14 protein-coding genes are annotated in these 22,119 nt (G+C 63.2%); 8 read left to right on the top strand and 6 right to left on the bottom strand.

Features of this window, described 5'->3' with window-relative positions; genetic code table 11:
* The first annotated feature begins 30 nt into the window (after positions 1 to 30).
* Positions 31 to 4,209, top strand: a complete 4,179-nt coding sequence (locus BV106_RS13820; protein ID WP_081891713.1) for a choice-of-anchor D domain-containing protein — start codon at positions 31 to 33, stop codon at positions 4,207 to 4,209.
* 356 nt (positions 4,210 to 4,565) lie between these two features.
* Here the strand turns inward: BV106_RS13820 and BV106_RS13815 are convergent, their stop codons facing one another.
* Positions 4,566 to 5,945 (bottom strand): L-serine ammonia-lyase, encoded by a 1,380-nt coding sequence (locus BV106_RS13815; protein ID WP_038165539.1) that lies wholly within the window; start codon positions 5,943 to 5,945, stop codon positions 4,566 to 4,568.
* A gap of 121 nt (positions 5,946 to 6,066) precedes the next feature.
* On the opposite strand from BV106_RS13815, the gene BV106_RS13810 reads away from it, so the two are divergent.
* The 6 genes from BV106_RS13810 to BV106_RS13785 all read left to right on the top strand — a co-directional run bounded on the left by BV106_RS13810 (position 6,067) and on the right by BV106_RS13785 (position 14,698).
* The gene (locus tag BV106_RS13810; protein ID WP_038165538.1) at positions 6,067 to 6,975 is read left to right on the top strand and encodes a dihydrodipicolinate synthase family protein; all 909 of its coding nucleotides are present in this window, start codon (positions 6,067 to 6,069) and stop codon (positions 6,973 to 6,975) included.
* A gap of 33 nt (positions 6,976 to 7,008) precedes the next feature.
* Positions 7,009 to 8,322: an aminopeptidase P family protein gene (locus tag BV106_RS13805; RefSeq protein ID WP_038165537.1), complete on the top strand. Its 1,314-nt coding sequence runs from the start codon at positions 7,009 to 7,011 to the stop codon at positions 8,320 to 8,322.
* On the top strand, positions 8,319 to 9,257 hold the full coding sequence (locus BV106_RS13800) for a proline racemase family protein (RefSeq protein WP_038165536.1): 939 nt from the start codon (positions 8,319 to 8,321) through the stop codon (positions 9,255 to 9,257). The genes BV106_RS13805 and BV106_RS13800 overlap by 4 nt, the downstream gene beginning before the upstream one ends.
* Positions 9,258 to 9,384: 127 nt before the next feature.
* Complete coding sequence (locus BV106_RS13795) at positions 9,385 to 11,712, top strand: prolyl oligopeptidase family serine peptidase (protein WP_038165535.1); 2,328 nt, start codon at positions 9,385 to 9,387, stop codon at positions 11,710 to 11,712.
* 206 nt (positions 11,713 to 11,918) lie between these two features.
* Positions 11,919 to 13,400, top strand: coding sequence for a peptide MFS transporter (locus BV106_RS13790; protein ID WP_038165534.1), 1,482 nt, complete (start codon positions 11,919 to 11,921; stop codon positions 13,398 to 13,400).
* A 53-nt stretch (positions 13,401 to 13,453) separates the two neighbouring features.
* On the top strand, positions 13,454 to 14,698 hold the full coding sequence (locus BV106_RS13785; protein ID WP_038165533.1) for an FAD-dependent oxidoreductase: 1,245 nt from the start codon (positions 13,454 to 13,456) through the stop codon (positions 14,696 to 14,698).
* 312 nt (positions 14,699 to 15,010) lie between these two features.
* On the opposite strand, the gene BV106_RS13780 is transcribed toward BV106_RS13785, so the two are convergent.
* Genes BV106_RS13780 through BV106_RS13765 form a run of 4 tightly spaced genes read right to left on the bottom strand, consistent with a single transcriptional unit; the run spans position 15,011 to position 19,282 of the window.
* Entirely contained in the window at positions 15,011 to 15,793 is a 783-nt protein-coding gene (locus BV106_RS13780; RefSeq protein WP_038165532.1) for an amidohydrolase family protein, read from the bottom strand.
* A complete protein-coding gene (locus BV106_RS35545) occupies positions 15,790 to 17,019 on the bottom strand; it encodes a hypothetical protein (protein ID WP_265595665.1) in 1,230 nt (409 codons plus the stop codon). The genes BV106_RS13780 and BV106_RS35545 overlap by 4 nt, the downstream gene beginning before the upstream one ends.
* Positions 17,016 to 18,146, bottom strand: coding sequence for a glycosyltransferase (locus tag BV106_RS35540; RefSeq protein WP_051945782.1), 1,131 nt, complete (start codon positions 18,144 to 18,146; stop codon positions 17,016 to 17,018). Before BV106_RS35540 ends, BV106_RS35545 begins: the two co-directional genes overlap by 4 nt.
* Positions 18,143 to 19,282 carry a DegT/DnrJ/EryC1/StrS family aminotransferase gene (locus BV106_RS13765; protein WP_051945779.1) on the bottom strand — a complete coding sequence of 380 codons (1,140 nt, stop codon included), beginning with the start codon at positions 19,280 to 19,282 and terminating at the stop codon, positions 18,143 to 18,145. Before BV106_RS13765 ends, BV106_RS35540 begins: the two co-directional genes overlap by 4 nt.
* 162 nt (positions 19,283 to 19,444) lie before the next feature.
* Here BV106_RS13765 and BV106_RS13760 point away from each other — a divergent pair, with 162 nt between their 5' ends.
* Positions 19,445 to 20,227, top strand: a complete 783-nt coding sequence (locus BV106_RS13760) for an AraC family transcriptional regulator (RefSeq protein ID WP_051945777.1) — start codon at positions 19,445 to 19,447, stop codon at positions 20,225 to 20,227.
* Between the two features lie 494 nt (positions 20,228 to 20,721).
* On the opposite strand, the gene BV106_RS13755 is transcribed toward BV106_RS13760, so the two are convergent.
* Positions 20,722 to 22,008, bottom strand: a complete 1,287-nt coding sequence (locus BV106_RS13755) for a PQQ-binding-like beta-propeller repeat protein (RefSeq protein WP_038165530.1) — start codon at positions 22,006 to 22,008, stop codon at positions 20,722 to 20,724.
* Between the last annotated feature and the right edge of the window lie 111 nt (positions 22,009 to 22,119).

Below are 22,119 nucleotides of genomic sequence, written 5' to 3'. Positions count from 1 at the left end.
TTTGCTTAAGCTACCCTCCTGCACGCCCCCATGCAATCCATCTCCCCCTCTGTCGCCCGCCGTCTAACTCTACTTGCTGCCTTCACCATCGTCTGCGCCTGGTGCGCGGCTTCGATGGCGGCGCCAGCAGATTTGGACACCAGCTTTGGCTCCGGACTCACCATTGATCAGGCTCCGACAGTTATCGCCGTCCAGCCCGATAGGAAGGTTGTCCTGGCCGGAAAATCATTCCTGGTCAGTGGTCGAGTTCGCCACGGGCTGTTTCGGTTGAATGCGGACGGCACGCCGGATATCACCTTCCAGCCCGAGACTTACCCGGGAGCCGAAGTCAGCTCTCTGGCAGTGCAGAGTGACGGCAAGATCCTGGCGGCAGGCATCCTGTCGACCTCGACGTCTGAAACTCCCCGCCCCACAGTCGTCCGATATTTCACTGATGGGAGACTCGACACTACTTTCCAGGCCCCCATCCTCCGCGGCCTTTGGGAGTCGGGAAACACACGTCACGTATCGATCCTGTTGAGTCCGGATAAAAAAATTCTCGTCAGTGAGGTGGAGCAGTACAGCTCTTTCAGCAGAGCCTACCTACGCCGGCTGAATGCCAACGGGACTTTCGATACGAGCTTTGATCGGGACTACTTCTTTGATGGGGGCACCATCAAGTCCCTCGCTCTACAACCAGATGGCAAGATTCTCGTCGCAGGCAGCTTCGAGTCATTTTATGCCGGATCCACTTATGGTGCCGGCCCCAACATCAGCCGACTCAACGCTGATGGCTCGATCGATGCCGCATTCACCCCGGTGCTCGAAATTCATCCGTACAACGAGATCCAGGACATCTTGGTCCAATCCGATGGCAAATTGATTGCCGTGGGCGTCATGAGGTATGAGGGCGAGACCTCCTACGTCCAGGTCACACGCCTCCTCACCAATGGGGCTCGGGACACCGGTTTCACAAGCCTGCCGGTTGTTAGCTCCCCATACTACATTTTGAGAGCCGCGCTCCAGAGCGATGGCAAATACGTGCTTTCCCTCCCTGGCACCCTGCCAACCGATGCGGCTTGGCCGGGGAACTTGCTGCGCTTCAACAGTGACGGCACACGCGACACCACCTTTGTTGGGAATACAGGTCAAAACGTCTCCGCCATGGCGCTTCATCACGATGGGACGTTGGTGGTGGCCGGGCAGTTCCCTGAACGCGTGCAGAGACGGCTCAATGACGCAGGCACGCGACAACTGACCATTCCACAAGCTGGCAAAGTGCGCTGGACTCGCACGGGCGCCAGTGGTGCCCCATCACGTGTGGCATTTGATTTCCTCAATGCCCAGGGCACGGTGACCTCTACTGTGTTCCCGACCTACGGATCGGGCTACTGGGAATGGGCAGGCATCATCCCCACTGGCAATGGTGCGATTCAAGCGCGTGCTGCCTGGGCCGGTCATCACGATGTGCAGACGCTACCCTTGGGAACTCCCTCCCCAGAAATCGCGGTGAGTCAACAGGGCAGCAATCTCGCGGACAATGCCTCGACGGTAAGTTTCACAGACGGCACTCCCGGTACCGCCACGACGCGAAGCTTCACCATCGTCAACACGGGGCCCGGCACGCTCACAGGAGTCAACACGTCCATCACAGGTTCCCAAGCCAGTGCCTTTCAAGTCATAGCCCCGCCCGCCGCAGCACTGGGCTTTGGGGAGGCCACCACGTTCTTGGTAAAGTTCCAACGCGCCAGCGTTGGGAACTACAGCGCCGCACTTCACATTGCCAGCAATGACGCGGACGAATCATCCTTCGACATCGCCCTCACGGGCAGCGCCACCGCCAGCACGTGGAATCGCACTTTCACTGATCCGACGAGCGGCGCTGTTCAATCCGAGGGTTTCGACGCCACGGGACATGTCCTAGGCACGATCATTCTGGATCTGAATGCAAATGCCAGCACCGAGTTGGTGCTGGTAAACAACACCTCATCCAGCCTGGTGACGGGGCAGTTCTCAGGCCTGCCGGATCGCAGCATCATTGAAGGCACCTACAGTGTCACTTACGGCTCGAGTCCGGTGAAACTACAAATCCGGTACGACGGGGGCACCGGCAACGACATCGTGTTGGTGCTGCTCAATCCGGGCCAACTGGACCGCAACTTCGTGCCCCCTCCCGATATCACGGTGCATGCCATGGCGGAACAGCCGGATGGCAAGATTCTCATCGGGGGTGACAACAACGTGAGTTCGGCTCGCCGTCTTCTCCGTATCGACGCTGCGGGCAATGTCGACCCGACCTTTGACACAGGCACCGGCCCCAACGTGAACGGTGTGTACTGTGTGGCAGTGCTCGACGATGGCAAGATTCTCGTGGGGGGCATCTTTGATACTTTCAATGGAGCCACCCGACCCAAGCTGGTGCGCCTCCTGCCGAATGGCTCAGTAGATTTCACCTTCAATGCACCCACCATCACGAAAACTGTGAATGTCCTGCGCGTCCTCCCGGATGGTAGGATTCTCGTAGGGGGTGCCAATGAACTGGGTGTTCGTCGACTCCTGCCTGATGGTGCAGACGACACGACATTCCTCTTCAATCGGGAAGGACGCCCCGTGACCTTCGCTGGAGAAATCAACACCATCGGGGTCGCCCCAGACAACACGTTGGTAATAGCGGGGAGGATGTACTACGCCTATCCCACGGGCACTCCTGGACTGATCATGGCCCGCCCTCACGCTTTCCGGTTCGCCGAAAATGGGGTCCTCATCGGAATGATTGCCCAGACAGCCGACGCAAAGTTTCTGGTGGGTGGAGTTGGCATGCTTCCGAACGGAAAAGTGATTGCCGGAGGAGGAGGCGAACGAAACGTGATGCGCTGGTCGGCGGACGGCGCAGTGGCAGAGTACACGCACAGCGGAGGTGCTGGAATGGCTCCCGCGGTGTTGCAAGCCGACGGCGCAGTATTGTCAGTCCTGAACGGCCACGCCCCCTTCAACTGGGCGAATCCCGAAAGCTACGCAACGCCCGGTGGCTCCAGACTGCGCCGCCTGCAATTTAACGGAGCCGAAGACGCTGCATTCCAAATGAGCGTAGGAACCGGGACGGGTTATGTCGAGCACCTCTGCCTGTTATCGTCCGGCAAAGCGCTCGCCGCAGGCCCCTTCACCAACTACGGCGGACTTCCCGCTCAACGTCTGGCCTTGTTCGTCACCAACTCCCCCACCAACCATCTGCACCGCACCAGCCAGAACGCCATCCGCTGGAAGCGCGGCGGCGGGGCACCGGAGGCGGATTCGGTCACCTTTGATGCCTCAGGTGACTCAGGCCAGACATGGACACGACTGGGCCAGGGCAGCCGGGCGGCCAATGGAGAATGGGAAATAACGGGTACCACCATGCCCACCACCGGCTTGATCCGCGCCAGGGCCCGGGTGGTGGGTGGACGCTACAACGGCAGCAGCGGTCTCGTGGAGTATGTGCAGGCGTACGACTCCAGCGCCCCGGAACTGGCGGTCGAGGCACCAGGCGGGGCCGACCTGCAGGTGGAGAGCGCGTTCTACAACTTCGGTCTGGTGGCGCAGAACGCAGCCGTGTCGCGGTCGTTCACCCTGCGCAACACCATCGGCGGCACGCTCAATGTCAGCGCCACCACCACGGGCGGCCAGCAGAGCGAATTCGTGATCACGACGACTCCCGCCGCGAGCTTGACGGGCGTGCAATCCACCGTGGTCACGGTCACGTTTACTCCGGCCACTCTGGGCACACGCACCACCATACTGCAGATCACCAGCAATGACACCGATGAAAGCCCGTTCCTCGTGGAGTTGGCTGGCACGGGTGTGACCGCGCAGCAGGGATGGCGCTACCAGCACTTCAACACCGCCAACAACTCCGGCGATGCCGCGGATCTGGCGGATTTTGACAAGGACGGCCTGGCCAACCTGATGGAGTTTGCCTTCGATCTGGATCCAAAGTCAGGCAACGTTTCCAACGGAGCAGCCAAGCTCCCGGAGCCGGTGGTGGAAGGCGAATACCTGGTGATCCGGTTCACACCGCCTGCGGCTGGAGTGGCCGCCGGATTGACCTATGGAGCCCAGGCTAGCGCGACGCTGGCGGTGGATTCCTGGATGCCTGTTTCCAATACGGGAACGGGAGGCGTGCATGAGTACAAGATCCCGCTGGCCGGTGGGTTGCGGTTCATGAAAGTAACGGTGAATGGCGGCGGGAGTTGAGATGTAGCCCAAGGAGCGGCGGTTTGTGCTTGCACAACCGCCGATGGTGAACGGAGGGGGCAACGGGCAAGTCATCATGATGGTCTTGGTGACAGGCCGGGATTTCGTTCTGATTCGTGCCATCTCTCCGCTCCCCTCCCCTGAGATTCCCGGCAAGATGCCGGGAACGGCACGCAGGATGCGTGCGCTCTCCAATGCAGTGGGAGCGGAGCTCCAGGGTGGAGGAGGCACAAGATGCCCTCGCACTGAACCGGCGGGACGCCGGTACCACGCACAGGCTGGAAGCCCGTGTCACTGACTGACCTCAGGTCTGAAGTCTGGCGTCTGGCAGTCTGATGTCTCCGCGCGAAGTGCGGTCAACACTCTGTCACGTTCACCGCGAGACCGCCACGAGAAGTTTCCTTGTACTTGCTGCTCATGTCGGCACCGGTCTGGCGCATGGTGGCGATGACCTTGTCCAGGGAGACGGTGTGTTTCCCATCACCGCGCAGGGCTAGGCGGGCGGCGTGGATGGCTTTCACGGAGCCCATCGCGTTGCGCTCGATGCAGGGGATCTGCACGAGGCCGCCCACGGGATCGCAGGTGAGGCCGAGGTTGTGCTCCATGCCGATCTCGGCAGCGTTTTCCACCTGCGGTGGGTTGCCGCCAAGGGCTTCACAGAGGGCCCCGGCGGCCATGGAGCAGGCCACGCCCACCTCCCCCTGACAGCCCACTTCAGCACCAGAGATGGAGGCGTTGAGCTTGTACAAGATGGCGATGGCTCCGGCCGTGAGCAGGAAGCGAACAATCGTGTCCTCGTCCTTCACGCGGTGCACGCGCACCAGATAATGCAGCACCGCAGGCACGATGCCTGCCGCGCCATTGGTGGGGGCGGTCACCACGCGACCACCGGCGGCGTTTTCCTCGTTCACGGCCATGGCCCAGAGGCTCACCCAATCCAGCGCGACGAGCGGATCCTGCAGGGCGGCTTCGGGGCGGTCGGAGAGTTCTTGAAACAACTTGGGCGCGCGGCGCGGCACCTTCAACCCACCTGGCAGGGTGCCCTCACTGCGGCTGCCCCGCTTCACACACGCCTGCATGGCGGCCCACACCTTGAGCAGGGCGGCGCGGGTTTCTGACTCGGGTCGGAACGCGGCTTCATTCGCCAGAGTCAATCCGCTGACGGAGAGGCCGGTCGTTTCGCAGAGATCCAGGAGCTCGGCCCCGCTGCGGTAGGGATGCGGCAGCACCACCTCCTGGGAGGGCAGTTCATCGCGCTGGGCGGCGCCCTCCGGCACCACAAAGCCGCCACCGATGCTGTAGTATACCTTGGCGAGGAGCTCGCCCCCATCCGCATCGTACGCGGCAAAACGGAGGCCGTTGGGATGGGCGGGCAGGCTCTCGAGCCGATGAAACAACAGGTCCCGCTTTTCCTCAAAAGGCACGGCATGGGTGCCGCCCAGGTTCAGCGTCCGCTCGCGCCGTATGCGCTCCAGGCGGAAGGGCACCTCATCAACATCCACGCTCTCCGGCAGCTCACCCTCCAGGCCCAGGAGCACCGCCTTGTCCGTGCCATGCCCCTTCCCTGTCAGCGCCAGGGAGCCGTACAGGTGTGCCTCCACCCGGGCGGTCAAGTTGATGAGCCCAGCCTCCGCCAGCCGATGGGCAAAGCGACAACCCGCGCGCATGGGCCCCACGGTGTGGGAGCTGCTCGGCCCGATGCCGATGGTGAACATGTCGAGGACGGATAGGCTCATGGAAAAGGGGTCGGTTCCAAAGTCTATGACCGCATCCGGCGAAGTGATTGTGAAAAAATCCCACTTTGGACAGGGAATTCAGACAAGATCCCGGCCACAGAAGTGGCTAGCGTGGAGGACGATGAGCACCACCCACCCTTGGACCGGCGTCTTTCCGGCCATCACCACCCAGATGCACCGCGACGGCTCCCTCGACCTGGACGCGACCGCCGCCCATGCGGAAGTCCTGATCCAGAGCGGCATCCGCGGCCTGATCTTCCTGGGCTCCCTGGGGGAAAACCAGATGCTCTCCGCCGCCGAGAAGCGTCTGGTGATGAAGGAAATGGTGCACGCCGTCAAGGGACGCATCCCCGTGGTCACCGGCGTGGCGGAGACGAGCACGGCAGAAGCTGCCACCTATGTGCAAGATTGCGAGGCCGCCGGGGTGGATGGCTTCATGCTCATGCCGGCCATGTGCTATAAGACGCCGGATCCAGAGGAGACGCTAGCGCACTTCCGCCACGTGGCGGGCACCACCGGGCTGCCCATCATGATCTACAACAACCCGATCAGCTACGGAAATGACATCACGCCGGAGATGTTCGCCGCACTGGCGGAGACGAAGAACTTCGTGGCGCTGAAGGAGAGCTCCGGAAACACGCGCCGCATCACGGACCTGCGCAACACCGTGGGCGACCGCTACGCCATCTTCACCGGGGTGGATGACCTCGCACTGGAGTCCGCGGTTCTAGGCATCGACGGCTGGGTGGCGGGCACGGGGATCGCCTTCCCCAAACAGAATCAACATCTCTGGGACCTCATGCAGGCTGGCCGCTGGCAGGAGGCCGTGGCGATCTACCGGTGGTTCACCCCGCTGCTGCACCTGGATGTGCACATCAAGTTTGTGCAGTACATCAAACTCTGCGTGCAGGAATGCGGCCTGGGCAAGGAGTGGACGCGCGCACCGCGCCTGCCACTGAGCGGCGCAGAGCGGGAGGCTGTGCTCAAGGTCATTCACGAGGGCATCGCGGGCGCACCGACGGTGGCATGACCCATTCTAGAACCTCAAAGGAAGGGACGATATATGAAGCACTCGCCGATTGATTCTGGTTTGTTTGTTGAGAACCGCGCCCGTCTCTCGGCGCTGATGCAGTCCAACTGCCTGGCGGTAGTGAACAACAATGATGTGCTGCCGACCAATGCGGATGGCTCGCTGGTGTTGCATCCGGGGGCAGATCTCTTTTACCTCACCGGTGTGGAGCAGGAGGAGAGCCTCCTCGTGTTGTTTCCCGGTTCCCATGAGGCGAAGAACCGCGAGATCCTCTTTCTGCGAGAGCCCACGGAGCACGTGCAGATCTGGGAGGGCGCAAAGCTCAGCAGGGAGAAGGCGACCAAGATCAGCGGCATCGCCCGGGTGGAGTGGCTGGGGGCTTTCCCTGCCATTTTTCACGCCCTCATGTGTGAGGCGGAGGGCGTGTACTTGAATGCCAACGAACATCCCCGTGCCCAGGTGGTGGTGGAGACGCGGGAGGCACGGTTTGTCAAAGAGACGCGGGAACGCTACCCGCTCCACACCTGCCACCGGCTGGCGCGGCTGCTGCACCAGTTGCGCCCCGTGAAGTCCGCCACCGAGGTGGATCTGATCCGGAACGCCTGCACGATCACGCGGGACGGGTTCGCACGTGTGGCCCGCTTTGTGAAACCCGGCGTGACGGAGAACCAGGTGGAGGCGGAGTTTGCCCATGAGTTCATCTCCCAGGGCGCAAAGTTTGCCTACAGCCCGATCATCGCCTCCGGGGCGAATGCGCTGGGGCTGCACTACATCCAGAACAGCGCCGTGTGCCAGGAGGGCGAGATGCTGCTGCTGGACGTTGGCTCCTCGTACGGCAACTATTGCTCCGACATGACGCGGACCATCCCCGTGAGCGGGCGGTTCACCCCACGCCAGCGGCAGGTGTATGACGCCGTGTTCCGCGCTTACACCACCTGCGCCGCCGCCTTGAAACCGGGGCTGCTGGCCAAGGACTGGCGGGCCTTTGCTCAGGAGACGGTGCAGAAGGAACTGGTGGACCTGAAGCTCATCACCCTGAAACAGGTGCGTGCCCAGGGTCCGGAGAAGAAGGCGCTCATGAAATACTTCATGCACGGCGTGGGCCATCCGATCGGCCTGGATGTGCACGATGTGCAGCCGGTGGATGCCCCGCTGCAACCCGGCTGGGTGATGACCTGCGAACCGGCGATCTACATCAAGGAGGAAGGCCTGGCGGTGCGCCTGGAGGACACGCTGCTCATCACCGAAGACGGCGCCCAGAGCCTGATGCATGACATCCCGATGGAGGCAGCGGCGATCGAGGAGCTCATGAACCGGAATGCCAAGGGAGGGAAACGCCCTCGATGAATGTACCGCTTCAACGCGTGCAGGTCATCGACTCCCACACGGGAGGCGAGCCGACGCGCACCGTCATCAGCGGCGGTCCGGATCTGGGTGGCGGCACTGTGGCGGAACAGCTCGTGGTGTTTCGCGAGACGCAGGATGCCTTCCGTCGCGCGGTGGTGAATGAACCCCGCGGCAATGATGTGATCGTGGGCGCACTGCTGGTGCCCCCCAGCGATCCCACGTGCACAGCCGGAGTGATTTTCTTCAACAACGTGGGGTATCTGGGCATGTGCGGCCACGGCACCCTGGGGGTGGTCATCACACTTGGCCATCAGGGTCGCATCCAGCCAGGCCCGCTCAGCATCGAGACCCCCGCCGGGGTGGTGCAGGCGCACTGGGAGGGCGGCAACAAGGCCAGCCTCACCAATGTGCCTGCGTTTCTGAAGGCGCAGGATGTCACCGTGCAGGTGCCCGGTCTCGGAGAGGTGACCGGGGATGTGGCCTGGGGCGGGAACTGGTTTTTCCTCGTCACCCGGCATGGGGAGGAACTTTCCCGCGCCAACATCCCGCGCCTGCTCGAAGTTTCAGGAAACATCCGCCAGGCGGTGAATGAACAAGGGCACCCGGAGGTGGATCACGTGGAGCTCTTCGGCCCGCCGCAGTCGGGCGGGCATTCGCGGAACTTCGTGCTCTGTCCCGGCGGAGCGTATGATCGCTCCCCCTGTGGTACCGGCACCAGCGCGAAGCTGGCCAGCCTGGCCACGCGGGGGCTGTTGGGTCCAGACATCCCCTGGGTTCAGGAAAGCATCATCGGCAGCACCTTCACCGCCTGCTACACCTGGCTGGACCGTGAGGCCGGCACCCTCCTGCCCCGGATCAGCGGCACGGCGCATGTGTGCGCGGAAGCCACGCTTTTACTCGACGCCACCGACCCCTTCTGCTGGGGTATCAGGTGAGAGGAGGTGAGGGGTTAAAAGTTATGAGTTATGAGCCAAACGCAAGCTGAAGCATGTACTCCGTACAATTTCGATACCAACGCCCTGTCCACTGACGCACCGACGTACTGACGCACTGATCTCTCCGATGTACTACACGCCCCTCCTCGTCTCACTCGCACTGCCCGTGCTGGCCCTCGCTGCCCCGCTGGATTACCCTGAAGCACGCGCCCTGGCCTCTCGCACGGAAAACACGATCTTCCGCGCGGAGGTGAGCCCGCACTGGCTGGAGGACGGGCGCAAGTTCTGGTACAGCGTGAACACGGGGCCGAAGAACCGGGAGTACGCGCTGGTGGATTCCATCACCGGGACCGTGAAACGGGCCGCGACAGTGGAAGAGCTGGGCTTGCCAACGAATGGTCGCGAGGTGGACCTGCCGGCGATCCGAGGCACCCGCAGCACTGGCCCCAAAAGCCAGCTCCGCGTGCTGAATCACACGAAGGAACCTGTGGAACTCTTCTGGAGCGACTTAGACGGGCAGCGGCGCAGCTACGGACGCATCCAGGCGGGCGATGACCGGGAACTGGAGACCTTTGCCGGCCACGTCTGGGTGGTGGTGAATGCGCTGGGCAAGCCGTTGCGCGCGTTCGAGGCCCGGGAGGGCACGCTGGAGGTGGCAATCGATGGCACGGGCGAACCGCCCAAAGATCCGCGCACGGAGAAGCAGGAGCACAACCGTCTTTCCCCCGACAAGAAATGGCGCCTGGAGTTCCGCGATGACCAGCCCTACCTCGTGAATCTGGAGAACAACGAGGCCTCGAAGCTGGAGCTGCCCGCAGAGGACAAGACCCGCTGCAGCGGTCCGGTGGAGTGGGCCCCTGACTCCCGGCACGTGGTCTTCATGCGCCAGCACGAGATCCCGGGACGCAAGATTAGCATCGTGCAGTCCTCCCCGGCCGACCAGTTGCAACCCAGGGTGCAGACACTGAACTATCTGAAACCGGGCGATGAACTGCCCCGGCCGCGGCCGGTGCTGGTACAGGTGGCGGAGCGGCGGGCGATGCTGCCGGACAACGCGTTGTTTCCCAATCCCTTTGCGGAGGGCCCGGATCTGGATGTGCGCTGGTCGGAGAAGGGCGATGAATTCTACTTCAACTACAACCAGCGCGGCCACCAGCTCTACCGCATCCTCGCGGTGAATGCCGCCACGGGCGCCGTGCGCACGGTGGTGGAGGAGACGAGCAAGACGTTCATCGACTACACGAACAAGACCTACCGCGAGTGGCTGGAGGGCACGGGCGAACTCCTCTGGACCAGTGAGCGCGATGGCTGGTGCCACCTCTGGCTCTACGACGTGGCGACCGGTCAGCCCAAGCTCCAGATCACCAAAGGCTCCTGGGTGGTGCGGAAGGTGGAGCACGTGGATGCCGTGAAACGCCAGGTGTGGTTCCTGGCCGGAGGCGTGCGGCCGGAGGAGGATCCCTACCACCTCCACCTCTGCCGGGTGAATCTGGACGGCACAGGCTTTGTGAGGCTGACGGAGGGCGACGGCACGCACAAGATCACATTCTCCCCCGACCGGGCTTGTTTCATCGATACCTGGTCACGCGCCGACCAGCCTCCGGTCACGGAGCTGCGTCGCAGTGCCGACGGCACGTTGATCAAGGAACTGGAGCGCGCGGACATCTCCGCCCTGCTGGCCACGGGCTGGTCCATGCCGGAGCGTTTTGTGGCCAAGGGTCGCGATGGCAAGACGGACATCCACGGCATCATCATCAAGCCAGCGGGCATGGATGCCAAAAAGCCCTCGCCCGTGCTGGAGGAGATCTATGCCGGGCCGCACGGCAGCTTTGCCCCCAAGGAATTTGGTCGCCTGCTCCGGCAGCAAACCCTGGCGCAGATGGGTTTTGTGATCGTGCAGGCAGATGGCATGGGCACGAACCATCGTGGCAAGGTCTTCCACGACGTGAGCTGGAAGAACCTCAAAGACGCCGGCTTTCCGGACCGCATCGCCTGGATCAAGGCGGCGGCCGCCACCAGGCCCTGGATGGATGTGAACCGCGTGGGCATCTATGGCGGCTCTGCCGGGGGGCAGAGCGCCACGAGAGCCCTGCTGGATCATCACGACTTCTACAAAGCGGCCGTGGCGGACTGCGGCTGCCACGACAACCGCATGGACAAGATCTGGTGGAACGAGCAGTGGCTGGGCTGGCCGATGGATGACAGCTACAAACTCAACTCCAATGTGGAAGACGCCGGCAAGCTGCAGGGGCACCTCATGCTGGTGGTGGGTGAGCTGGACAAGAACGTGGACCCGGCCTCCACCCTGCAGGTGGCAAACGCCCTGCAACGGGCGGACAAGGACTACGAGCTGCTCATCATGACCAACACCGGACATGGCGCGGCAGAAACACCGTATGCGAGCCGGAGGAGGGCGGAGTTTTTTGCACGCTGGCTGGGAGCGGGGAAAAATTAGGAATGCTGAATGAGGAATTAGGAATGGAGCATCAATTCGGTCCCAAGCCTGCTGTGGCAGTCATGAACCTGAGGCACTGGGCCGCGACAAACTTCAAACTTCAAACTTCAAGCATCAGGAAGCCGAAGCCAGCCCCACTCAGGACGCCAGTTGCGACACCTTGACCACTGACAACTGCCCACTGGCACTCACAGACCGCCGCACCCATGACAGCCACGCCACCCGCCAGCTCCGCTTCGCTCCGCCACCCCCGCGGCATCTACACGCTCTTCTTCACGGAAATGTGGGAGCGCATGAGCTACTACGGGATGCGGGCGCTGCTGATCCTTTACATGACGGCGCTGCCTGTGGAGGGAGGCATGGGGTTGCCGGACAAGATGGCGGCGGCGATCTACGGACTTTATGTTTGTGGGGTGTATCTGGTGGCGCTGCCCGGTGGCTGGGTGGCGGACCGGTTGATCTCTCCGCGGCAGGCGGTGCTGTACGGCGGCATCATCATTGCGATGGGCCACCTGAGCCTAGCGATACCGGGGAACACGACCTTTTTCACCGGGCTGCTGCTGGTGGTGATGGGCACCGCCTTGCTCAAGCCCTGTGCGAGCTCGCTAGTGGGCCAGCTCTACCCTGAAGGTGGCGCGCGGCGAGACGCGGGATTCACGCTCTTCTACATGGGAGTGAATGTGGGTGGTTTCCTCGGTCCCATGATCTGCGGCTGGCTGGGGGAGAAATGGGACTGGCACTGGGGGTTCGGTGCCGCTGGTGTGGGCATGATCGCCGGGGTGATCCAGTATGCGCTGACCCAGCACCACATGGGCGATGCAGGCGTGCGACCGGCTCATCCCAGCTCTACACCGAGACGACACTGGACCGCGGTGGGAGCGGCGATTGGGGTGGTGATCCTGGTGGCCGGGCTGGCGCTGAGCGGCGTGCTGGTCATCAATCCCCTGCTGGTGGCCAAGTACACCAGCCTGGTGCTGGTCGGCATGGCGGTGCTCTGGTTTGGCTGGGCTTTTGCCTTTGGCGGGCTCACTGGGGAGGAGAAAAAGCGCCTCGGTGTGCTGGCCATCCTCTTTGTCGCCTCCGCCCTGTTCTGGTCCGGGTTTGAGCAGGCGGGTTCTTCCATGAACCTCTTTGCAGAGCGCTTCACGGACCGGCAGATGTTTGGCAGTGAGATCCCCACGGGCTGGTTCCAGTCCATCAATCCCGTTTTCGTCATCCTCTTTGCCCCGGCATTTTCCTGGCTGTGGCTGGCCCTGGCCTGTCGCGGATGGTTCCCCTCGGTGGCAGCCAAGTTTGCCTCAGCGCTGCTCCTGCTGGCGCTGGGCTTTGTGGTGTTGCAATTTGCCGCCAAGCTGGCGCTGGCCCAGGGGAAGGTGCTGCCCGTCTGGCTGCTGGGCACATATCTCCTGCTTACCTGGGGGGAGCTGACCCTGAGCCCGGTGGGATTGAGCTTCGTCACCAAGCTGGCCCCCAGCCGTCTCACCACGCAGTGCATGGGTATCTGGTTCCTTTCCTCGGCCACGGGCAATCTTCTGGCCGGACTGCTCGCGGGTGCAGCGACAGACCACGAGTCCCCCGATGCCATGCCACGAGTGTTCCTGCAGGTGGCCATCACCTCCGGCCTCGGTGCCTTGGTGCTGCTGATGCTGGCCAAACCATTCCGCAAGTGGACCTCGGGAATCAGTTAGTTATTCCCTCTTCCCTCTTCCCTTATCCCTTCCCCCTCTTCCCTCCCCCTCCCATGTCACGGCATATTGTCATCCTCGGCGGCGGCGTCATCGGCCTGAGCTCCGCTCTGGCCTGCCTGAAGCGCGGCCACCGGGTGACGGTGATCGAGCGGGATCCGCAGCGTCGCGGGGCCTCCCTGGGGAATGCGGGGATGGTGGTGCCCAGCCACTTTGTCCCGCTGGCCGCACCCGGCATGGTGGCCATGGGGCTAAAGTGGATGCTGAGCCCGGAGTCGCCGTTTTACATCAAACCACGTCTGGACTGGGATCTGATCACCTGGGGTCTGAAGTTCTGGCGGGCCAGCACGAAAGCGCATGTGGAGCGTAGTGCCCCGCTGCTGCGGGATCTGAGCCTCGCGAGCCGCAAGCTGTATGCGGACCTGGCGGAGAAAGAGGAATTTGGATTGGTGAAAAAGGGCCTGCTGATGCTCTGCAAGACGCAACACGGTCTGGACGAGGAGGCACAGACGGCGAAGAAAGCACGCGCACTGGGTATCCCTGCCGAAATCCTGGACGCCCGAGCCACGGCCGAGCTGGACCCCGCCGTGACCATGGACATTGCCGGCAGCGTGTATTTTCCGCAAGACTGCCACCTCCAGCCGGACCGGTATGTGAACACGCTGCTGAGACTGATCCGGGCAGCGGGAGGCGAGGTGCTGGATGAAGTGGAAGTGACGGGTTTCAGGAAATCAGGCAAGCGGGTGGTCGCGGCCCTCACCTCCACCGGCGACGAGATCGCCGGGGACGAGTTCGTGCTCGCCAGCGGCGCCTGGTCGCCAGGACTTGTGCACGACCTCGGCCTGCGCCTCTCCATGCAGGCGGGCAAGGGCTACAGCCTCACCCTTCCCGCCCCCGTGGAACTGCCGCAGATCTGCGCCATCTTCACCGAGGCCCGCGTCGCCGCCACCCCCATGGGCAGCAGCCTGCGCATCGGCGGCACCATGGAGATCGCCGGCATGAATGAAACCGTGGCCCGCCGCCGCATCGAGGGCATCCTGAAAGCCGTGCCCCAGTACTACCCCAGGTTCCGCCGCGAACACTTCGAAGGCGTGGCCCCCTGGTACGGCTTCCGCCCCTGCCCGCCGGATGGCCTCCCCTATCTCGGCCGCACCCAGGCTGCAGACAACCTCGTCATCGCCACCGGCCATGGCATGATGGGCTTGAGCCTGGCACCGGTCACGGGTGAGGTGGTAGGTCGCCTCGTGGATCGGGAGCCCGCCGGGTTTGACGGGTTCGAGATGTTGTCTCCGGATCGGTAAGGGGAGACAGAAGACTGGAAGACATGAGCCGGGGGATCGGCTTGGGTTCGATGCTGAAACTGCTTCCCTTGGCGCAGAGCAAAGCTACGGCCGACTAAAGTCGGTACTCCAACACTGACCCACTTCGCGGGAGACACCAGCTTCACCGCCTAAGAGCGGAACTTCCCCCCTCCATTCCGCCAGCAGGATTGGAGTACCGACTTTGGTCGGCTCAGTTCACCCCAATTTCTCCTCCATTACCTCGAACCCCAATCACCACCAAACCAACCGGCAAGATGCCGGTAGCACCCACAGGCGGGACGCCTGTGTCACTTACCCTACGCCCAAGAAGCGTGCCAGATTCCCATGCGCGATATTCACGCGCTTCCCTTCCTCCAACCCCTCCGAGAAGCGCTCATAGAGCCCCCGGAGTTGTGCATGGGAAAACTGCGGCCAGTCAGTCCCCAGACACAGGCGCTGGTCAAAGTGCCGGAAGAGATACTGAATATCCAACTCCAGCGAACTCCCGGGATACTTGGCAATCGTGTGGGAGAGATCCAGCAGCAGCCGGTCATTGAACCGCACCAGTTGCATGTACCGCATGAGATCCACATCCCCGCCGTGCAGCAGGATCACCCGGGCCGAGGGCGCGGCCTTCAACTGCCGGACGAGCGTCAAAAGCGGATCGGCCTCCTGCCACTCGTCGATCGTGGTATGCAGCAACGTGCACCAGAAGACCACCAGGCCAAGCTGCCCGGCGATCTCCATCGTCTTCCCAATCAAGGGGTCTGCAATATCCAGCCTGGAGAAGCGCGGGTGCAGCTTGATGCCCCGGTAGCCCAGCTCCCTCAGCCGCGTGAGCTCCCCACGCAAGGTCTGCGAGCGCTCCGGCTTGAATCCCGCCACCGGCACCAGCCGCGCATACGGCTGGCAGGCGGCGGCATAGGCTTCGGCATCATACCCGTCCATGCCCCACATGCCCATCGCGCAGGCAAAGGCGTAGCCGTGCAGTTCCAGCGTGGCATCCAGCGCGGCAAACGTGGCGCTGGCAGGCTTCCCCATCCAGGTGCCATCCAGAGTCGCATGCGCCAGGGAGTCTGCGAGGAGTTCACTCATGGCTCATGAGAGGGGGTAGGTTCTAGATGTATCTGGCACAAGGCGGGCATCCGCGCCATCACCCCGTGCATTTCTGCGCGATTGGGAAACTGAAGTAAAAGCATGCCCAGCGCATCGCCAGACATGGCAAAGGGACGCACGGGCGCTCCGGGGGAGACATAGGGAATCAACTCCTGGACATACGGGGCCAGCTCTTGCGCCAGCTTGACCTCCCTCAAGATGCCGGTCTGGCGGGCATGCACCACCCAGGTCGCATGGAAACGTGGCTCCCCGCCCTCACCCCGCCCAGGCACAGGCACTGCCAACTCAAACTCCAGGTCCACCGCCGACCGGACCGCCGCGGTGGTCAGATCCACGCCCGTCTGCTGCTGAATCTGGTGGGGGATGAAGTTGCCCCCGTTGCGCGGGCCGATCTCAAACACAAACGGACGGCCGTCCTTCAGGAAACAACCGTCAAAATTGAAAGGCCCCCGGGTGTAACCGCACGCCTTCATCAACGCTTCCAGATGGGTCCTCATAACCTCCAACGACCCCGCATCGTGCCCGCAGGGAAAGGTCTCCTGGATGGCAGCCCCATTATCCGGAGGCGGCAGCGTGGCATTGTCAAAGCAGTGCAAAAACTTCAAGCGGCCCTGCTCCATCCACCCATCACCCCCGAACTGACCGCCCACCGGCACTACCCGTTCCTCCACCACCACGCGCCCCACTCGTGAGGCCGCCATGGCCCGCTCAAAGGCATCGCGAAAGTGATCGGGTTGAACCGTGACCCCACGCCCCCCGCTGCTGTCCACCGGCTTCACCACCACCCCCGCTGATATCCGGCCCGCCCAGGCCTCCGCCATTTCTGCCTCGTCCCGACCCCAGCACCTCCAGGCAAGCGTTTGCAAACCCGCCGACTGCGTGCACTTCCGGAAGGCATCCTTGAAGGAAAGAGTCTCGACTGCCTCTGGAGGTGAACCCGGCAACCCGAGTCGCGCCGCCACCTGCGCAGCCGTGCGGGCGCACACCTCCGAGGCACAGCCGAGCACCCCATCCACCCCAAGCTCCTCCGCCAGTCGCGTGACGGCATCCGGATCTGCGGCGCTGACGTCAAAGCTCCGGGTCGCCAGCCGGTGGCCCGGGTTCGCGGGAACATTGTCCGCGGTGAAGACCTCCCACCCTTCACGCAGGGCGGCTTCAATCGCGGGCACCTGGTGGCGGGCGGCCCCAAGCAGGAGAATCTTCACGGCTGCCCCTCCCTGTTTGTTGACTCCTTGTTCCCGTGGGGACGCATCCACCTGCCCAGCAGCCGGCCCGCCCAGGAGCTGCGCCATCTGGCCAGTTCCTTCTCCAGCCGGGCCTGTTTTTCCCGCCCCTTGTCCCGTGAGCGGCGCAGGGCCGCATTGCCGGCCTTCAACCGTGCGCGCTCCAGCATCTCCAGCGCGTCACTGCCCCGCAGCAGCGCATTGGCCCGCAGCACGAGCTCCTGCCTTGTGGTCTCGTTCTCGCCGGTGAAGTCTGTCTCCACTGCGGTGAGCAGGGCAAAGAGACGATGCGCCGGCCGACCCGTCGCCATCGCCCGCTCCACCAGCTCCAGCCTCCCGGCCGCACCCGGAGGCAGCTCCATGGCCACGAGCCCTTCGGGTTCGATGAAATGTCGAAGCACCGCCAGCTCCTCCATCACCTTCTCCGCCTCCTTTTCCGGGCCGGGCGCGGAGAGGTTGCCATTGTCCGTCCGCAGACGGAATCCCGTCACTTTGTCAGGCAGGATGTGCACCTCCGCCTTCAGGCAATAGCGCACCCAGTACTCGAAGTCCGGCAGATGACGGAAGGTGTCCCGCGGTGGATCCACGTGGGCAGCCTCGGCCCGGCGGAACATGGAGGTGGGCATGCAGAAGCAGTTCCCATGCACGAAGAACCGCTGCAGCCACGCTTCCCGGCGGCGGTTTTCCATCGCAAACAGCCCGTCAAAAAGCGGAGGCGGCGCGATGGGATGGCTCTGGTCGTCAATGAACTCCGGCTGGCCGAGCACACTGCCCACTTCCGGATGCGCCTGCAGATAGGCCGCCTGCAACGCCAGCCGGCCGGGCAGGCACACGTCATCAGAGCCCAGCCGGGCCACGTAGTCCCCGGTGGCCACCGCCAGGGCATGCCGGGCTGCTGTAGAGGCCCCAAGGTTGTGGGGGTGAACCAACAGCTTCAACCGTGGATCGCGGATGCCCCGCAGGATCGACACCGAGCAGTCGGTGGACGCGTCGTCACACACGACGACCTCCACTTCCACCCCGGTCTGATCCAGCACGCTCTGCACGCTCTCTGCCACGAAGGCCTCGTGATTGTAGCTTGGGATGATGACAGAGACTCGCGGCATCATCGGTCAGCTTGTGCGGTTGCGATGATCTGGCACACCTGTTCCACCCCCGCCCTTCCCAGACCTCCATACAGCGGCAAGGACATAACCTCCTCCGCAATCCGGGCAGCCTGCGGGGTGGCCCCTGGTTCCGCCCCGGGCAGGTGGGCGTAGCATGGCAGACGGCTGCACAGGGGGTAAAAGTACCGCCGCGCCATCACGCCCTGGTCCCGCAGCCGTTGCAACACGGCATCCCGGCTGCACCCAAACTCGGGCGTGATGCGGATGACAAAGTACGCGAGCGCCGGCTCAATCTCCAGCGCCTCAAAGGGAAGCTCCACACCTTGCAACCCGGCCAGGTGCTCCCGGTAGGCCGCGACCACCTCTTTCCGCAGCCGTCTTTCCTCTTCGAGCTGCTCCAGGTTGCAGATGCCGAGCGCGGCATGGATTTCCGAGAGCATACCGTTGGCCCCGGGCATGGTCACATCCCCCTCCTCCAGCATGCCCCAGCGTCGGAGACGCCGCAGATCATTTTCCAGCGCGGCATCCTTGTACACAAGGCAGCCCCCCTCCCCGGTGGTCAGGAGCTTGGTGGCATTGAAGCTGAACATCTGCACATCCCCGAAGTCCGCGATGCTTCTTCCTCGCACCCGGACGCCGAACGCATGCGCTCCGTCATAGATCACCTTCACCCCGCGACGGCGCGCGATGTCCTCGATGGCCTCCACATCGCAGGGCTGCCCAAAGACATGCACCGCGAGAATGGCCGAGGTGCGCGGCGTGATGGCCGCCTCAATCGCCGCAGGGTCCAGATTGTACGTGACGGGATCCACATCCGCAAAGACGGGCGTCAGACGGTTGAGCGCCAGACAGTGCGTGGTGCCGGGAAACGTGAAAGGCGTGGTCACCACCTCCCCCTCCAGCTTCAGCGCCGCGATCCCCGCCAGGAGGGCCGCCCCGCCGTTGCAAAAGGTCAAACAATGGGGGGTGCCCAACTGGTCACGGAGGGCCGCTTCAAAATCCTGCACCTTCGGCCCCGCATTGGTCAACCGGTGGCTGTCCCAGATGTCTCTCAACTCTGCCACAAAACGGTCAAGAGGTGGCAGCATGCTGACCGTGACGGGGAATCCGGCGGGAGGTTGAAAAACAGAGGGGGACATGCAAATCCTGAGAAGTCTGCTGGGAAGGGAACGATCGCAGTGTGCCCAGGTCCGCCCCAGCAACAAAGCCGAATATTGGAAATGTTTTGGGGAGACGTCTCCCCCGGAGCGAAGGCCTCTCATCCTGCTTGTCCACGGCGGGTCCGCCGCTACCATGTGCTCATGTCCAACGACCCCACCCCACCCAACTTCCTGGCCGCCCTGGCGGGTGTGGGGGCGGTGAATGAAGCGGTGGCGCTGCCGCTGGAGCGGCTCTTTGACGATCTGCCCAACCTGGTCTTCTTCATCAAGGATCCCCAGGGCCGCTACCGGTGCGTGAACCGGACGCTGGTGGAGCGCTGCGGGTTTGCGCACAAGGCGGCGCTGCTGGGAAGGCGTCCGGGCGAACTCTTTCCCTCTGCGCTGGCCTCGCGATATGAGAAGCAGGATGAGCGGGTGATGCAGACGGGCAAGCCGCTGCTGGATCAACTGGAGCTGCACCTGTACCCCAGCGGTCGCCGGGGCTGGTGTCTGACCAACAAGTACCCTCTGACCACTCCCAAGACCGGGCAACCCGCGGGTGTGATGGGTGTGTCCCGGGATGTGGAGACGCATGCCAAGGGCGAAGCCGCCCGTGGTTTCCCGGAACTCGCGGCGGTGCTGGATCATGTGCAGGCCCATCTGGCGAATCCGCCCTCCGTGGAGGAGCTGGCGGAGTTCAGCGGGCTGACGGCGCACCACTTTGGCCAGCTCGTGGAAAGGTTGTTTCACATCACCCCGCGGCAGCTCATCATGAAGATCCGTCTGGATGAAGCCCTGCACCTGCTGGCGCAGACGGATGACAGCCTCACGGACATCGCCGTGGCCACGGGGTTTTGCGATCAGAGCGCGTTCACCCGGCATTTCCGCAGGATGACCGGGTTGCCGCCCGGGGCGTTTAGGGCGGGGAAGGTGGTTGGTGCGTAGTGCGTAGTGCTTGGGCGCGGCACGGTCGGAGACTGGGGTTATGTTCGTAGTTCAAACTTCAGTTTGCCTCAGGCGGTCGGTTGCGAGCTTCAGGTTGGCGGGCAGGCGTAAACCGATGCGACCGCACATTGTTCCGGTGACGGCAAATGGAACTTCAGCTTCACCGCCTAAAGGCGGAACTCCAACCACGGTGCGAATGCAGCGGACAGCTTGGAAGTGAAAATGCCCTGTTCTAGGTTTCCTGAAACTTGAGCAGCGGGAGAGGACACCTCACTTTGTTGTAGATCCGCACCAGGGTTGGAGCTCCGCATTTAGGCGGTCAGGAGATGCTCACCACGTCCTGAGCAAACTAAAGTTTGTACTACGAACAGCATCCAGCTTCCGCAAGGTGATGGGCGTCTTCGTCTAGATTGATCGTCAAACACCTTGACCACTGACGCACTGCCCACTGACGCACTGGGCTCCGAAGCCACTGACCGCACCCCCACCTCCAATCACTCCCGGCCTATACACCAAAGGTTTTTGTACCCGCGAATAAACAGCTCCCCGTCTGACACGGCGATGGAGGCGATGACGCGCTCGCCGAGGGAGTTCGTTGAAACAAGTTCAAACTTGGGACCTGCTTTGAAGATGAAGGTGTCACCGCCCTGGTTCACGGCGTAGAGGAGATCGCCGCTGCGGACGAGGGAGGACCAGTTTTGCCCGCTGGGGCCGGGGCCTTTGAGGCGCTCGCTCCAGACCATCTCGCCGGTCTTGAGGTCGCGGCACTCGGCGATACCGCCATCGCTAAGAATGTAGTGCCGCCCTTCGTAGAGGACACCGCTGCCGATGCGCTGGCTGACCTTGGGCAGGTGCCAGAGGCGGTGGGTGGCGGTCACATCGCCACTGCCGCCGGCCCTCACGGCGAGGGCCATGCCGCCAAAGCCGCCCATGCCAACCACGATGCCATCGGCATAGAGGGGAGAATTGTACACCAGGGGGTTCAGCCCGGCGCAGGTCCAGAGCTCCTTGCCCGTCATGGGGTCGAACGCGCAGGCGCGCCCCGGGTAGGTCATGATGAGCTCGTAGCGGCTGCCGACCTTCCGCAGCAGTGGATCGCTCCAGGAGCCGAGCCAGGTTTTGTTCCCCTCCTCGCCCGAAGCGCCGCCGGGTTCCTTGTGCTCCCAGAGGGTTTTGCCGGTCTTCTTGTCCACGCAGAGCAGGGCGGTGTTCTCCCCGGGGCCGAAGTTCAAGAATACCCGGTCACCGGCCAGCACGGGTGAGGCGGCATTGCCCCAGATGTGATGTTGTTTCCCGAGATCCGTGCGGTGCCAGAGCTCCTTCCCGGCGAAGTCGTAGGCATAGAGCCCGGCGGAGCCGAAGGACACCACGATCCGCTCGCCATCGGTGGCGGGTGAGGCGGAGCAGTAGGGATTGGTGGCGTGGGTGGTCTCGGGTTCGTTGAAGGTCACGCCCTGCTGCCAGAGCACCTTGCCCGTCTTGCGGTCCAGGCACATGAGCTCGCGACGGTTGCCGGGGGCAGCCTGGGTGAGGAAGACCTTGTCCCCCCAGACCACGGGAGTGGAGTTGCCCCGGTCCGGGAGGGGCACCTTCCACTTCACATTGGCGGAGGTGGCGCTCCAGGTGGTGGGCAGGCCGGTCTCCTCCGTGACCCCATCACCATTGGGCCCCCGCCAGGAGGGCCAGTTGGCCCCGTGAACCTGTACCTGAACCAGCGGAAGCAGGGAACCCGCCAGCACGAGGCTGGCGGCCAGGGAGCCGAGGAAACGCGGTGTTTTCATGGTTCGAGAGGTCACACGGGGAACAGGCCGTCCATGAACCCACCCCGCGCCCTCCCCCATTTTCACTCTTAACTCTTAACTTTTAACTCTTGATGTCATAGCAATGAATCA

Origin of the sequence: Verrucomicrobium sp. BvORR106 (genome assembly GCF_000739655.1) — a bacterium.
Classification (GTDB): domain Bacteria; phylum Verrucomicrobiota; class Verrucomicrobiia; order Verrucomicrobiales; family Verrucomicrobiaceae; genus Verrucomicrobium.
Note: the sequence above shows the minus strand (reverse complement) of the source record. Positions and strands in the feature narration are given on the sequence as shown.